10 protein-coding genes and 3 pseudogenes are annotated in these 14,894 nt (G+C 54.8%); 11 read left to right on the top strand and 2 right to left on the bottom strand.

The window, feature by feature from the left end; genetic code table 11:
- Positions 1-26 precede the first annotated feature (26 nt).
- From ACQ29O_RS16905 to foxA, 6 genes and pseudogenes are all read left to right on the top strand, one after another.
- A complete protein-coding gene (locus tag ACQ29O_RS16905; protein WP_000393711.1) occupies positions 27-1,430 on the top strand; it encodes a cytochrome ubiquinol oxidase subunit I in 1,404 nt (467 codons plus the stop codon).
- Positions 1,427-2,437, top strand: coding sequence for a cytochrome d ubiquinol oxidase subunit II (cydB, locus tag ACQ29O_RS16900; RefSeq protein WP_000151045.1), 1,011 nt, complete (start codon positions 1,427-1,429; stop codon positions 2,435-2,437). The genes ACQ29O_RS16905 and cydB overlap by 4 nt, the downstream gene beginning before the upstream one ends.
- Positions 2,383-2,568 (top strand): DUF2474 domain-containing protein, encoded by a 186-nt coding sequence (locus tag ACQ29O_RS16895; RefSeq protein ID WP_305954967.1) that lies wholly within the window; start codon positions 2,383-2,385, stop codon positions 2,566-2,568. Before cydB ends, ACQ29O_RS16895 begins: the two co-directional genes overlap by 55 nt.
- Positions 2,487-2,679: pseudogene (locus ACQ29O_RS16890) on the top strand (hypothetical protein). The gene ACQ29O_RS16895 and the pseudogene ACQ29O_RS16890 overlap by 82 nt, the downstream one beginning before the upstream one ends.
- Before the next feature lie 95 nt (positions 2,680-2,774).
- Positions 2,775-3,780, top strand: a pseudogene (foxR, locus tag ACQ29O_RS16885) (ferrioxamine uptake transcriptional regulator FoxR).
- 145 nt (positions 3,781-3,925) lie between these two features.
- Positions 3,926-6,034 carry a ferrioxamine B receptor FoxA gene (gene foxA / locus ACQ29O_RS16880; RefSeq protein ID WP_001127729.1) on the top strand — a complete coding sequence of 703 codons (2,109 nt, stop codon included), beginning with the start codon at positions 3,926-3,928 and terminating at the stop codon, positions 6,032-6,034.
- Positions 6,035-6,074: 40 nt separating this feature from the next.
- Here foxA and ACQ29O_RS16875 read toward each other — a convergent pair whose 3' ends face one another.
- Positions 6,075-6,707: a LysE family transporter gene (locus ACQ29O_RS16875; RefSeq protein WP_000433131.1), complete on the bottom strand. Its 633-nt coding sequence runs from the start codon at positions 6,705-6,707 to the stop codon at positions 6,075-6,077.
- 231 nt (positions 6,708-6,938) lie between these two features.
- On the opposite strand from ACQ29O_RS16875, the gene yahO reads away from it, so the two are divergent.
- A complete protein-coding gene (yahO, locus tag ACQ29O_RS16870) occupies positions 6,939-7,214 on the top strand; it encodes a DUF1471 family periplasmic protein YahO (RefSeq protein WP_000848026.1) in 276 nt (91 codons plus the stop codon).
- A gap of 135 nt (positions 7,215-7,349) precedes the next feature.
- Here the strand turns inward: yahO and prpR are convergent, their stop codons facing one another.
- The gene (prpR, locus tag ACQ29O_RS16865; RefSeq protein WP_000205288.1) at positions 7,350-8,975 is read right to left on the bottom strand and encodes a propionate catabolism operon regulatory protein PrpR; all 1,626 of its coding nucleotides are present in this window, start codon (positions 8,973-8,975) and stop codon (positions 7,350-7,352) included.
- 265 nt (positions 8,976-9,240) lie between these two features.
- On the opposite strand from prpR, the pseudogene prpB reads away from it, so the two are divergent.
- The 4 genes and pseudogenes from prpB to prpE all read left to right on the top strand — a co-directional run bounded on the left by prpB (position 9,241) and on the right by prpE (position 14,857).
- Positions 9,241-10,132, top strand: a pseudogene (gene prpB, locus ACQ29O_RS16860) (methylisocitrate lyase).
- A 139-nt stretch (positions 10,133-10,271) separates the two neighbouring features.
- A complete protein-coding gene (gene prpC / locus ACQ29O_RS16855) occupies positions 10,272-11,441 on the top strand; it encodes a bifunctional 2-methylcitrate synthase/citrate synthase (RefSeq protein WP_000132748.1) in 1,170 nt (389 codons plus the stop codon).
- A gap of 37 nt (positions 11,442-11,478) precedes the next feature.
- A complete protein-coding gene (locus ACQ29O_RS16850) occupies positions 11,479-12,930 on the top strand; it encodes a bifunctional 2-methylcitrate dehydratase/aconitate hydratase (RefSeq protein ID WP_001272701.1) in 1,452 nt (483 codons plus the stop codon).
- A gap of 40 nt (positions 12,931-12,970) precedes the next feature.
- On the top strand, positions 12,971-14,857 hold the full coding sequence (gene prpE, locus ACQ29O_RS16845) for a propionate--CoA ligase (protein ID WP_000010207.1): 1,887 nt from the start codon (positions 12,971-12,973) through the stop codon (positions 14,855-14,857).
- The last annotated feature ends 37 nt before the right edge of the window (positions 14,858-14,894 follow it).

Genomic DNA, 14,894 nt, shown 5'->3' with positions numbered 1-14,894 from the left:
GTGACTATATATAAACGGGAGGGAACATGGAGTTTGATGCCTTCTTTTTAGCGAGACTCCAGTTTGCCTTTACCGTCTCTTTTCATATTATTTTCCCCGCGATTACGATTGGCTTAGCCAGTTACCTGGTGGTACTGGAAGGTTTATGGCTAAAAACGCGTAATCCTGTCTGGCGCTCGCTCTATCAGTTCTGGCTCAAAATTTTTGCCGTCAACTTCGGGATGGGCGTGGTCTCCGGTCTGGTCATGGCTTACCAGTTCGGAACGAACTGGAGCGGTTTCTCCCAGTTCGCCGGCAGTATCACCGGGCCTTTATTAACCTATGAAGTGCTCACCGCATTCTTCCTGGAAGCGGGATTCTTAGGCGTGATGCTTTTTGGCTGGAACAAAGTCGGGCCGGGCCTGCATTTCTTGTCTACCTGTATGGTGGCGTTGGGTACGTTAATGTCGACGTTCTGGATTCTGGCGTCTAATAGCTGGATGCATACCCCGCAGGGATTTGAAATTCACAACGGTCAGGTGGTCCCGGTGGACTGGTTCGCGGTGATTTTCAACCCGTCGTTCCCGTATCGCCTGTTGCATATGTCCGTTGCGGCGTTTTTAAGTAGCGCGATGTTTGTCGGCGCGTCCGCTGCCTGGCATTTACTGAAAGGTAACGATACGCCGGCTATCCGCCGTATGTTCTCGATGGCGTTATGGATGGCGGTCGTGGTGGCGCCCGTTCAGGCATTGATTGGCGATATGCACGGCCTTAACACCCTGAAGCATCAGCCGGTCAAAATCGCCGCGATTGAGGGGCACTGGGAAAATACGCCCGGCGAGCCAACGCCGCTTACGCTGGTAGGCTGGCCGGATATGGAGGCGGAACGGACCCGCTATGCGCTTGAGATCCCGGCGTTGGGCAGTCTGATCCTGACGCATAGCCTGGACAAACAGGTGCCTGCGCTAAAAGATTATCCCAAAGAGGATCGCCCCAACTCTACCGTGGTGTTCTGGTCTTTCCGTCTGATGGTGGGCATGGGCGTACTGATGATCTTCCTGGGGCTGGCCAGCCTGTGGCTACGCTACCGACGCCGACTGTATCATTCGCGGCCCTTTATGCACTTTGCGCTGTGGATGGGGCCGTCCGGGCTTATCGCCATCCTTGCCGGATGGGTGACGACTGAAGTAGGACGTCAGCCGTGGGTGGTCTATGGCCTGCTGCGAACGCGTGATGCGGTTTCCGCGCACAGCACCTTGCAGATGAGCATCAGTTTGCTGGCCTTCTTTGTGGTCTATTCCCTGGTCTTTGGGGTTGGCTATATTTATATGATTCGTCTTATCCAGAAAGGGCCGCAGCCGGCGGAGACACCGACCGCTGAAACCGATGGCAGACCCGCGCGTCCTATCTCTGCCGTGGGAGAATCGCTTGAGCAGGAGAAACGCGAATGACCATCGATCTTCCGGTTATCTGGTTTGCTATTATCGTGTTCGCCACGCTGATGTATATCGTAATGGATGGGTTCGATCTGGGCGTCGGTATCCTGTTTCCGTTTATTCGCGATAAACACGATCGCGATGTTATGGTGAACTCGGTCGCGCCGGTATGGGACGGGAACGAAACCTGGCTGGTGCTGGGCGGGGCCGGGCTTTTTGGCGCGTTCCCGTTGGCTTATGCCGTCATCACCGACGCGCTGACTATCCCGCTGGTGGTTATGCTGCTTGGTCTTATCTTTCGCGGCGTCGCTTTTGAATTCCGTTTTAAAGCCACCGAGTCGCATCGCGCGTTCTGGGATAAATCCTTTATCGTCGGGTCAATCCTGGCGACCTTTGCCCAGGGGGTTGTGGTGGGCGCGGTGGTGAGCGGTTTTCAGGTGGAAGGGCGAACCTTTAGCGGTTCGCAGCTTGACTGGCTGACGCCGTTTAATCTGTTCTGCGGTGTCGGTCTGGTTGTCACCTACGCGCTGCTGGGCGCTACCTGGCTGATTATGAAAAGCGAAGATCCGCTGCATAGCCGGATGTGCGCGCTGTCGCGCCCGTTGTTGATCGTCTTGTTGTTGGTGATGGGAGGCGTCAGCGTGTGGACGCCGCTCACCCACGACGACATCGCCGAGCGCTGGTTCACGCTGCCCAATTTATACTACTTCCTGCCGGTGCCTGTGCTGGTGTTGGCTTTTAGCATCTGGCTATGGCGCAGCGTGAAAAAACCAGAATCCCATGCGCGTCCATTTATTCTCACGCTAGGGCTGATTTTTCTGGGGTTCAGCGGGTTAGGCATCAGTATTTGGCCGAATATTATTCCACCGGATATTTCGCTGTATGCCGCCGCCGCGCCGCCGCAAAGTCAAAGCTTTATGCTGGTTGGGGCGCTGATAATCATCCCGATTATTCTGGCTTATACCTTCTGGAGCTACTACGTCTTCCGTGGAAAAGTGCGACATGGAGAGGGATATCACTGATGGTTAAAGTGAAAAAATGGTCGCGGCGAGTCGTATGGATGGTCGCGATATGGTGCGCCAGCGTGCTTCTGCTGGCGGGCGTCGGAATGTTATTCAGACTGCTCATGACCTCCGCAGGATTTCGCTCCTGACTGATACCCCCCGGACGCGCTTTCATCTCTCGCGAAAGCGCGTTTTTATCGACAGATCGGCGTTTATCGATCACCTTTGCTCGCCTTATCTCTCCCCTCAATAGCGGTTGATAATTATTCTCATCTTTATTGTCGTTCCCGGGCCGCAGTGATATGGTTACACAGTGGCTAACGCTCTGGTATAACGCAGATAAACGGTATTGATGATGTCTCCGATCTCCTGTCACTCTTCCGCCGCCCCGGCGATGAAAAAGATCTTTTCCGTCAGCGACTTCATCGCGTTTGGCGAGCGTTATGGCATTGATTACCGCTTCCCTGCGTTACCGCAGTATACGCAGAGTAGTCCCGTACTTCATGGCGATATCGAAGAGATAGCGCTTCCCGGCGGGATTTGCATTACACGCTCGGATGTTCACGTGTTACAACCTTATGAAACCACCTCTCGCCATAGCAGTCCGCTGTATATGCTGGTGGTGTTGGAAGGTAACGTCGCGCTGGCTGTCAATGAGCAGACCTTTTTGTTGAGCGCGGGGATGGCGTTTTGCTCGCAACTGAGTGAGCAGCAGACGATACGCGCCCATCACGGCGCAGACAGTAAATTGCGCACCTTATCGCTGGGAATGTACCCGGACGGCGGATGGCGGGAGCGTTTGCCTGTCTCGCTGGCAGACGAGTGGGAAAATAGCGCAACCTCGGCGAGGGTCTGGCAGGTGCCGGAGTTTCTGCTTTCGGGGCTACGTTATGCGCAGCAGCCCGGACCTCATGCGGCGTCACGCCAGTTAATGCTGGAAGGCATCATGCTGCAATTGCTGGGCTATGCGCTAAATCTATGTCAGCCCGCAACGCAAAAACGCGGGCTTCCCGTCACCGGTGAATATCAGCTGGCTGGAGCTCATTCGGCGTTTACTGGAGCAGACGCCGGAAAAAGCCTACACGCTGAACGAACTGGCGCGTCGGGCGGCAATGAGTCCAAGTAGCCTGCGGTGCAAGTTTCGCCATGCCTATGGGTGTACCGTGTTTGATTATCTGCGCGATTGCCGCCTGGCGCGCGCGCGTCGTTATCTGATGGAGGGATACAGCGTGCAGCAGGCCGCCTGGATGTCAGGCTATCAACATGCCACTAACTTTGCGACGGCATTTCGTCGGCGTTATGGCTGCTCGCCCGGCGAGCTGCGTGACGCGTCTCTGACGGCGTCCCGCCACTGTGCGTAACGCGCCCCGCCAGAACGGTAATATCCGCCGCTAACCCGGTTTTCTGCCGCTTTGGGTGATTTTTTATCATTGCGCATAGGCAATCTGGCGTTACGCATAGTGGTCCGTTATCTCTAAAAGGTAATAATTCTTATTTACAATAAAGATGCCTTTGGAGATGTTCATGTTTGCGACAACGCGTATGGCGCTATTGATAGGCGGAGCTATCGGCGGCGCGACTTTTCCTCTTTTTGCCCAGGAAACCACAAAAAATGATACCGTCATTGTCACCTCGCCCGTTCAGAGTGGCGCGACCAAGCTGGCGACGCCAGATATTGAAACGCCGCAGTCGGTATCCATTATTACCCGCCAGCAGTTTGAAGAGCAGGGCGCAACCAGCGTGCGTCAGGCGGTCAGCTACACCCCAGGCGTATACAGTAACCAGATAGGCGCCTCTAACCGCTTTGATTACATCGTATTGCGTGGTTTTTCGGACGGTAGTCTGGATAACGTCTATCTCGACGGGTTAAAAATGATGGGCGACACCAATTCGCACAGTTCGTTGGTGGTTGACCCCTGGTTTCTGGAAGATATCGAGGTGGTACGCGGCCCGGCGTCCGTTCTGTATGGTCGTTCATCGCCAGGCGGCATTGTCGCGTTGACGTCGCGAAAACCGGCGTTTGATGTCGGGGGAGAAGTGAAGCTGTTTGCCGGCAATCACAACCAGCGCGGGGCGGCTTTTGATGTGACCGGCCCACTGGATGACAATGAACGTGTGGCGGCGCGTCTTAGCGGTATGACACGTTACGCCGATTCGCAGTTTACCCCCTTGAAAGAGGAACGTTATGCGCTGATGCCGAGCCTGACCTGGCGAATTACCGATCGGACGCGTCTTGATCTTATGGCCTATCTGCACCGTGATCCGGAAGGCGGTAGCCACTCCGGACTGCCTTATCAAGGCACGGTTGTACCTTATAACGGCAGAAAAATTTCTAACACTTTCTTTGAAGGTGAAGATGACTACGACAAATACGATCGCCGTGAAAATATGGTGGGTTATAACATTGAGCATCTGTTCGATAACGGCTGGTCGGTACGGCAAAAATTGCGTTATTTGCATACCAAAGTGACGTTGAATCAGGTCTATGCCGCAGGTTGGTTGAATGAAACGGCGCTGAATCGCGGCTATTCCGGCTCCGGGGAGAAAATGTCGGCTATCGCGCTGGATAATCAGCTCGACGGCAGCGTGGATACCGGGGCGATTAATCATCGTCTGCTGGTGGGGATCGATTATCAGGATCGCAGTAATCATACTACTGGCTATTATGGCGCGTTTCCGCCGATTGACGCTTTCAACCCTGTTTATGGCGCTCAGCCGGATTACATTACGTTGTATAGCCGTGAAAAACATAAGCTGCGGCAGACCGGATACTATTTACAGGATCAGATGTCATGGGATCGCTGGCGCTTTACGTTGGGCGGTCGTTACGATCGGGTCAGCGTGTCTAACATCGACAAACTTCATGATTCACGCAGCGATCTCGATAAAAACAACGTCAGCACCCGTGCCGCGTTGCTTTATCTGTTCGACAATGGCGTCGCCCTCTATCTCAGTTATTCTACCGCGTTTACGCCGACCAGCTTCGCCGACGAAAACGGCAATGTGCTGGAACCGATGAAAGGCAAGCAGTGGGAGGCGGGGGTAAAATACGAACCGCTGGGGGGGAATAGCCAGTTTAGCGCCGCCGTGTATCGTATTAACCAGACAAATATCGCGACCAAAGAAGAACCTACCGATCCGTACCGCTCGATTGGTGAAATTGAGTCTAAAGGGGTGGAACTGGAGGCCATTAGCCATTTGTCGGATAGCGTCCGTTTGCAGGCGGCGTATACCTATACTGATATCCGTTATAAGAAAAGTAGCCCGCAAGAGCAGGGTAAGCGCGCGGTTTATGCTCCACGGAACCAGGCCAGCGCCTGGCTAAGCTACGATGTGAAAAGCGGTCTGTTAGAGGGGCTGACTTTGGGCTCCGGCATCCGGTACGTCAACGGCGTGACCAGCGATCGCCTGAATACCCACACGTTGCCGTCCTATACATTGGTCGATATGGTGGTAGGGTATGATTTATCCAGCATTGGGTTAAATGGCTTGAGCGCCCAGCTCAACGTAAATAACCTGACGGACAAACGCTATGTCGCTGCCTGTAATTCGCTCTCTTATTGTTATTTTGGCGCCGAGCGTAGCATTGTAGGCAGCGTGTCATGGGCGTTTTGATAACGCTTATCGTCCGGTAGCAAAGGCTACCGGGCAAACATTAGCGGTGCGTCACGCCTTCATAGAGAAGTCTGAGCGCAAACATCCCGATAATGGCGCCGATAACACGGCTGGCAATGCGCTGTATACGCCCATAAGCGCGGCGGACTGCGGGGAGCGAAAAGGCCTGGCTGAGAAAAATACGCCAGATAACGGATGACAGCACAATTCCGGCCCAGGCCATTAACCTTGCCCATGTGGGCGTTTCTGCGCTAAGCGTTACGGAAAAAATACTGATAAAAAACAGTACGGTTTGCGGATTGGATAAATCGGTCATTAATCCCCGGCGAAAGAAAATCGTCCACGGGGCGGCAATCGGCGTCTGGAGCGTGCTCATTTGCGGCGTCGCCTGGTGGCGAATACTGTTCCAGGCGAACCATAATAAATAGGCGCCGCCGACAATTTTGATAAGAGAAAATACCGCTTCGCATTGCGTAATGAGCGTCGCCAGACCGAAAAGCCCCAGCCCGGAATAAAAGGCGTCTCCCGTGGCGACGCCCAGGCCGGTGATGACTCCCGCCCGGCGTCCTGATGCGAGGCTGGTTTGCACCACCACAAACAGATTCGCGCCGGGATTAAAAAAGGTTAACACAAACAGACTGACGGTAAGCACAACGGCATGAAACGGCTCCATAGGCAACTCTTCTCTTAGCCTCAAGAAATAACGTTCATCTTATTAATAGTCAAACCAGATGATTGCGAGTGAGATCACAAAGCAGGGGCGTTTTAATCCGCGTCGTTATGCCGACTGAGCGGGGGCTGACTGGATTTTTCCAGCAATCTACACTACTTATTTAATCAGTCCGAACGGCCTTTTTGTTCTGATAAAGCGATGATGGTGTAATAATAAAACGAGGGTTTTGCTATGAAAACTGGCTACAAGGTTATGCTTGGCGCATTAGCGTTTGTCGTGACAAACGTTTATGCCGCAGAAATCATGAAAAAAACGGACTTTGATAAAGTCGCCTCCGAATACACGAAAATTGGCACGATTTCCACCACCGGGGAAATGTCGCCGCTGGACGCCAGAGAAGATTTAATCAAAAAGGCGGATGAAAAAGGGGCGGATGTGGTGGTGCTGACGTCCGGGCAGACAGAAAATAAAATTCATGGTACGGCTGATATTTATAAAAAGAAATAAAAGCGTTGCATCATAAAAATACCCGCCTGGGTTTCCGGCGGGTATTTTTATTCCTGGCAACCGTCATCCGTTTTGCCGGATGACGGCCTGCAGTAAACGTAGCGCCATCAGGCATTCAGGACGCTGTCATTTGTCTTAATTATCCGACTGGTCTTTGGCACCTGCTTTTAAACGACGCCACAGAGTGGTGCGGCTAATCCCCAGATAACGCGCCGCCGCGGTCTTATCGCCCTTAAAGCGCGCCAGTACATCCTGTAACGTGTGCGCATCCATGGTTGAAGGCGTCAGTTCTGCTGTGTTCACCATAAGCTCAGGTAATAACTGCCGCATAAATTGCCTGTCCAGCGTTGGCGCGGGATCGACGCTTAAAAAAAGCGCCAGGCGCTCCATCATATTACGCAGTTCGCGAATATTACCGGGCCAGCGCCAGGCCAGCAAAAGCGGCTGACACTGTGTCAATCCATGACGTATCGATTCGGTAAACGGAATTTCCATTGCCGCCAGCGACTGTTTTAAAAAGCTTTCCGCCAGCGGTAAAATATCAGCCTGCCGCTCGCGCAAAGGAGGAAGCGTCAGACGCAGAATACTCAGGCGATAAAAGAGATCGGGGCGAAAACGTCCTTGCATTATCTCCCGATCCAGATCGCAATGCGTAGCGCTGATCACCCGGACATCCACCGGGATCGGCTGGTGTCCGCCGACGCGAGTGACGGCTTTTTCCTCCAGTACGCGCAAAAGTCGGGTTTGTAACGGCAAGGGCATTTCGCCGATTTCATCCAGAAGCAGCGTGCCGCCGTGTGCGATTTCAAACAGCCCCGCCCGGCCTCCTCGTCGTGAACCGGTAAACGCACCCTCTTCATAACCAAACAGTTCCGCTTCCAGCAACGACTCGGTAATCGCGCCGCAATTGACGGCGACAAAGGGAGGGGATGGCTTATTCTGACGGTGAGGCTGGCGGTGAAAAAACGTCTGGTGAATCGCCTGCGCCGCCAGCTCTTTTCCGGTCCCTGTTTCCCCCTGAATCAGCACTGCCGCACGGGAGCGGGCATAGAGCGTAATCGTCTGGCGGAGCTGCTCCATTTGCGGCGACTGGCCGCGTATATCGCCCAGTTCATACCGGGTTTGTAATCCCTTGCCGGATGAGTAATCCACGCGCTGGCGCCGTGTCAGACGGGTCATATCCAGCGCATCATGAAAAGCCTGACGAACGGTCGCCGCGGAATAAATAAAGATGGCGGTCATTCCCGCTTCTTCCGCCAGATCGGTAATTAATCCCGCGCCGACGACGGCCTCAATACCGTTGGCCTTAAGTTCGTTAATTTGCCCGCGCGCGTCCTCTTCGGTGACATAGCTTCGCTGTTCAAGACGGAGGTGAAACGTTTTCTGAAAGGCAAGTAAAGCCGGAATGGTCTCCTGATAGGTCACGATACCGATAGACGAGGTGAGCTTTCCCGCTTTCGCCAGCGCCTGTAATACATCGAATCCGCTGGGCTTGATGAGGATCACCGGTATTGACAGGCGGCTTTTTAAATAGGCCCCATTCGAACCCGCCGCGATAATCGCGTCGCAGCGCTCGGTCGCCAGTTTTTTGCGAATGTAGGTCACCGCCTTTTCAAAGCCGAGTTGAATAGGCGTGATGGTCGCCAGATGATCGAATTCCAGACTGATATCCCGAAACAGTTCGAACAGACGCGTTACGGAGACCGTCCAGATCACCGGTTTATCGCTATTATCGCGCGGAGCGCTGTGAGCAGTCGTCATCGCAGTAGGCTCATCTTTAAGGGGCGATTTTTTGTTTTAAACGTGTTTCATAAATGTTGCAATGAAACGGGGTGATTCGTTTCATGAAACGTTAGCTGACACGTTTTTCTTTTCCCTTAATCGCGCTTATTCATAACAGGCATTACTGTAATTACCTGTTTTTAAATCTCATTGTATTTAATTTTCTCGCTGCCTCTTTGCCTGGCATAGCCTTTGCTTTGGTAAATACATCTTGAATAACAATTTACTAACATGAGGACGAGATATGTCTTTACATTCGCCGGGGCAGGCATTTCGCGCCGCGCTCTCTAAAGAGAATCCATTACAAATTGTCGGCGCGATCAATGCCAACCATGCTCTGTTGGCCCAACGGGCCGGGTATCAGGCTATCTATCTATCTTTCTGGCGGCGGCGTAGCGGCGGGCTCGCTCGGACTGCCGGATCTGGGGATTTCTACGCTGGATGATGTGTTAACCGATATCCGGCGCATCACGGATGTTTGCCCGCTGCCGCTGTTGGTGGATGCGGATATTGGCTTTGGCTCCTCCGCCTTTAATGTCGCGCGGACGGTAAAGTCCATAGCCAAAGCGGGCGCCGCCGCGCTGCATATTGAAGACCAGGTTGGCGCTAAGCGCTGTGGACACCGTCCAAACAAAGCGATCGTCTCGAAAGAGGAGATGGTAGACCGAATTCGGGCGGCAGTGGATGCGCGCACCGATCCGAACTTTGTGATCATGGCGCGTACCGATGCGCTGGCGGTGGAAGGGCTGGAGGCGGCTCTCGATCGTGCGCAGGCTTACGTGGACGCGGGGGCTGACATGCTGTTCCCGGAGGCGATCACCGAACTGTCGATGTACCGCCGGTTCGCCGACGTGGCGCAGGTGCCGATCCTCGCCAACATCACTGAGTTTGGCGCGACGCCGCTGTTTACGACCGACGAGTTGCGCAGCGCAAACGTGGCGATGGCGCTCTATCCGCTGTCGGCGTTTCGCGCCATGAACCGCGCCGCAGAAAAAGTCTATACCGTGCTGCGCCAGGAAGGGACGCAAAAGAACGTGATCGACATCATGCAGACCCGCAACGAGCTGTACGAAAGCATCAATTACTACCAGTTCGAAGAGAAGCTGGACGCGCTGTACAGGAATAAAAAATCGTAGCCTGTAGGCCTGATAAGGCGAAGCCGCCATCAGGCAATGCCGGATGGCACTACGTTTATCCCGCCTACGGTACGGCCTACACGCCTCAATACCCTACACGCCTCAATACCCTACACATTACAATAATGACGAGGACAATATGACAGACACTACGATCCTGCAAAACAACACGCATGTCATTAAGCCTAAAAAATCGGTCGCGCTTTCCGGCGTACCTGCCGGAAATACCGCTCTGTGTACCGTGGGAAAAAGCGGTAACGATCTGCACTATCGCGGTTACGACATTCTCGATCTGGCGGAGCACTGCGAATTTGAAGAAGTCGCGCATTTACTGATCCACGGAAAATTACCGACCCGCGACGAGCTGAACGCGTATAAAAGCAAGTTAAAAGCGCTGCGCGGATTACCCGCCAATGTCCGTACCGTTCTGGAAGCGTTACCGGCGGCCTCGCACCCGATGGATGTGATGCGTACCGGCGTTTCCGCGCTGGGCTGCACCCTGCCGGAAAAAGAGGGACATACCGTCTCCGGCGCGCGCGATATTGCCGATAAGCTGTTGGCCTCGCTCAGCTCTATCCTTCTTTACTGGTATCACTACAGCCACAACGGCGAACGTATTCAGCCGGAAACCGACGATGATTCCATCGGCGGCCATTTCCTGCATCTGCTGCACGGTGAAAAGCCAACCCAAAGCTGGGAAAAGGCGATGCATATTTCGCTGGTGCTGTATGCCGAGCATGAGTTCAACGCCTCGACGTTTACCAGCCGGGTGATTGCCGGGACCGGCTCGGATGTCTACTCCGCGATTATCGGCGCGATTGGCGCGCTGCGCGGCCCGAAACACGGCGGGGCGAATGAGGTGTCGCTGGAAATTCAACAGCGTTATGAAACGCCGGACGAGGCAGAGGCGGATATCCGTAAACGCGTGGAAAACAAAGAGGTGGTGATTGGCTTTGGACATCCGGTTTACACCATCGCCGACCCGCGCCATCAGGTGATCAAACGGGTGGCGAAACAGCTTTCAGAAGAAGGCGGCTCGCTGAAGATGTACCACATCGCCGACCGTCTGGAAACGGTGATGTGGGAGACCAAAAAGATGTTCCCGAATCTCGACTGGTTTTCGGCGGTCTCCTACAACATGATGGGCGTCCCTACCGAAATGTTCACCCCGCTGTTTGTCATCGCCCGCGTTACCGGCTGGGCGGCGCACATTATTGAACAGCGTCAGGACAACAAAATTATTCGTCCTTCCGCCAATTATACCGGCCCGGACGATCGCCAGTTTGTGCCGATCGAAAAGCGTTGCTAATTAAAACCTCTAAATATAAAAACAGGAGTTGTACCCTATGTCCGCACATATTTCGAACATCCGCCCAGACTTTGACCGTGAAATCGTTGATATCGTTGATTACGTGATGAATTACGAGATCACCTCAAAGGTGGCGTACGACACCGCGCATTATTGCCTGCTCGACACGCTCGGCTGTGGTCTGGAAGCGCTGGAATACCCGGCCTGTAAAAAATTGCTTGGGCCGATCGTGCCAGGCACGGTGGTGCCCAACGGCGCACGCGTGCCGGGCACCCAGTTCCAGCTCGATCCGGTACAGGCAGCCTTTAACATTGGCGCGATGATCCGCTGGCTCGATTTTAATGATACCTGGCTTGCCGCCGAGTGGGGCCATCCTTCTGATAACCTGGGCGGTATTCTGGCGATTGCGGATTGGCTGTCACGCAACGCCGTCGCCGCCGGCAAAGCGCCGCTGACCATGAAACAGGTATTGAGCGGGATGATCAAAGCCCATGAAATTCAGGGTTGCATCGCGCTGGAAAACGCCTTCAACCGTGTCGGACTTGACCATGTGTTGCTGGTGAAAGTGGCCTCGACGGCGGTGGTCGCTGAAATGCTGGGGCTGACGCGCGATGAGATCCTTAACGCGGTATCGCTGGCATGGGTGGATGGGCAGTCGTTGCGCACTTATCGTCATGCGCCGAATACCGGTACGCGCAAATCCTGGGCGGCGGGCGACGCTACCTCACGCGCGGTACGTCTGGCGCTGATGGCGAAAACCGGCGAGATGGGCTATCCCTCGGCGCTCACCGCCAAAACCTGGGGCTTCTACGACGTTTCATTCAAAGGTGAAACGTTCCGTTTCCAGCGCCCTTACGGCTCCTACGTGATGGAAAACGTGCTATTTAAAATTTCTTTCCCGGCAGAATTCCACTCGCAAACCGCCGTCGAAGCGGCGATGACGCTGTATGAGCAGATGCAGGCCGCGGGTAAAACGGCAGCGGATATCGAGAAAGTGACCATCCGTACCCACGAAGCCTGTCTTCGCATTATCGATAAAAAAGGCCCGCTCAATAACCCGGCGGACCGCGATCACTGTATCCAGTATATGGTCGCCGTGCCGCTGCTGTTCGGACGGTTAACCGCGGCGGATTATGAAGACGAGGTGGCGCAGGACAAGCGTATTGACGCCCTGCGCGAGAAAATCGTGTGTTATGAGGACCCGGCTTTTACCGCCGACTATCACGACCCGGAAAAACGAGCTATCGGCAATGCGATCACCGTGGAGTTTACTGATGGCTCACGCTTTGGCGAGGTTGTCGTGGAGTATCCGATTGGTCATGCGCGTCGCCGCGCCGACGGTATTCCGAAGCTTATCGAAAAATTTAAAATTAACCTGGCTCGTCAGTTCCCGACTCGCCAGCAGCAACGCATTCTGGATGTCTCCCTGGACAGAGCCCGCCTGGAGCAGATGCCGGTTAACGAATACCTCGATTTATATGTTATCTGAGCCAGCCAGCAGTAAGGCGTAAGTTCAACAGGAGAGCGTGATGTCTTTTAGCGAATTTTATCAGCGTTCCATTAACGAACCGGAGGCGTTCTGGGCCGAGCAGGCCCGACGTATCGACTGGCGACAGCCGTTTACGCAGACGCTGGATCATAGCCGTCCACCGTTTGCCCGCTGGTTTTGCGGCGGCACCACTAACTTATGTCATAACGCCGTTGACCGCTGGCTGGATAAACAGCCGGAGGCGCTGGCGCTGATTGCCGTCTCATCAGAGACCGATGAAGAGCGCACATTTACCTTCAGCCAGTTGCATGATGAAGTCAACGCTGTGGCCGCTATGCTGCTGTCGCTGGGCGTGCAGCGTGGCGATCGCGTATTGGTCTATATGCCGATGATTGCCGAAGCGCAGATAACCCTGCTGGCCTGTGCGCGCATTGGCGCGATCCATTCGGTGGTCTTTGGCGGTTTTGCCTCGCACAGCGTGGCGGCGCGGATTGACGATGCCAGACCGGCGCTGATTGTGTCGGCGGATGCCGGAGCGCGGGGCGGTAAAATCCTGCCGTATAAAAAGCTGCTTGATGACGCTATTGCGCAGGCGCAGCATCAGCCGAAACACGTTCTGCTGGTGGACAGAGGGCTGGCGAAAATGGCGTGGGTGGATGGGCGCGATCTGGATTTTGCCACGTTACGCCAGCAGCATCTCGGCGCGAGCGTGCCGGTGGCGTGGCTGGAATCCAATGAAACCTCGTGCATTCTTTACACCTCCGGCACTACCGGCAAACCGAAAGGCGTCCAGCGCGACGTCGGCGGTTATGCGGTGGCGCTGGCAACCTCGATGGACACCATTTTTGGCGGCAAGGCGGGCGGCGTATTCTTTTGCGCATCGGATATCGGCTGGGTCGTCGGCCACTCCTATATCGTTTACGCGCCGCTGCTGGCAGGCATGGCGACTATTGTTTACGAAGGACTGCCGACGTACCCGGACTGCGGGGTCTGGTGGAAAATTGTCGAGAAATACCAGGTTAACCGGATGTTTTCCGCCCCGACCGCGATTCGCGTGCTGAAAAAATTCCCGACGGCGCAAATCCGCAATCACGATCTCTCCTCGCTGGAGGCGCTTTATCTGGCCGGTGAGCCGCTGGACGAGCCGACGGCCAGTTGGGTGACGGAGACGCTGGGCGTACCGGTCATCGACAATTATTGGCAGACGGAGTCCGGCTGGCCGATCATGGCGCTGGCCCGCGCGCTGGACGACAGGCCGTCGCGTCTGGGAAGTCCCGGCGTGCCGATGTACGGTTATAACGTCCAGCTACTCAATGAAGTCACCGGCGAGCCCTGCGGCATAAATGAAAAAGGCATGCTGGTGATCGAAGGGCCGCTGCCGCCGGGCTGTATTCAGACTATTTGGGGCGACGATGCGCGTTTTGTGAAGACTTACTGGTCGCTGTTTACCCGTCAGGTTTATGCCACCTTCGACTGGGGAATCCGCGACGCCGAGGGGTATTACTTTATTCTGGGCCGTACCGATGATGTGATTAATATTGCGGGTCATCGGCTGGGGACGCGAGAAATAGAAGAAAGTATCTCCAGCTACCCGAACGTAGCGGAAGTGGCGGTAGTGGGGATAAAAGACGCTCTGAAAGGGCAGGTGGCGGTGGCGTTTGTCATTCCGAAGCAGAGCGATACGCTGGCGGATCGCGAGGCGGCGCGCGACGAGGAAAACGCGATTATGGCGCTGGTAGACAATCAGATTGGTCACTTTGGTCGTCCGGCGCATGTCTGGTTTGTCTCGCAGCTCCCCAAAACGCGTTCCGGAAAGATGCTTCGCCGCACGATCCAGGCGATCTGCGAAGGCCGCGATCCGGGCGATCTGACAACCATTGACGATCCCGCGTCGTCGCAGCAAATTCGCCAGGCGATCGAGGAATAGCCGTAAGCCGGATAAGCCGCGTCCGGCAACGGGTTAG

This window comes from Salmonella sp. GDC200615 (assembly GCF_050574145.1).
In the GTDB taxonomy this organism is placed as follows: domain Bacteria; phylum Pseudomonadota; class Gammaproteobacteria; order Enterobacterales; family Enterobacteriaceae; genus Salmonella; species Salmonella enterica.
The sequence above is the reverse complement of the archived record's forward strand: the minus strand, read 5'-3'. Positions and strand labels throughout refer to the sequence as shown.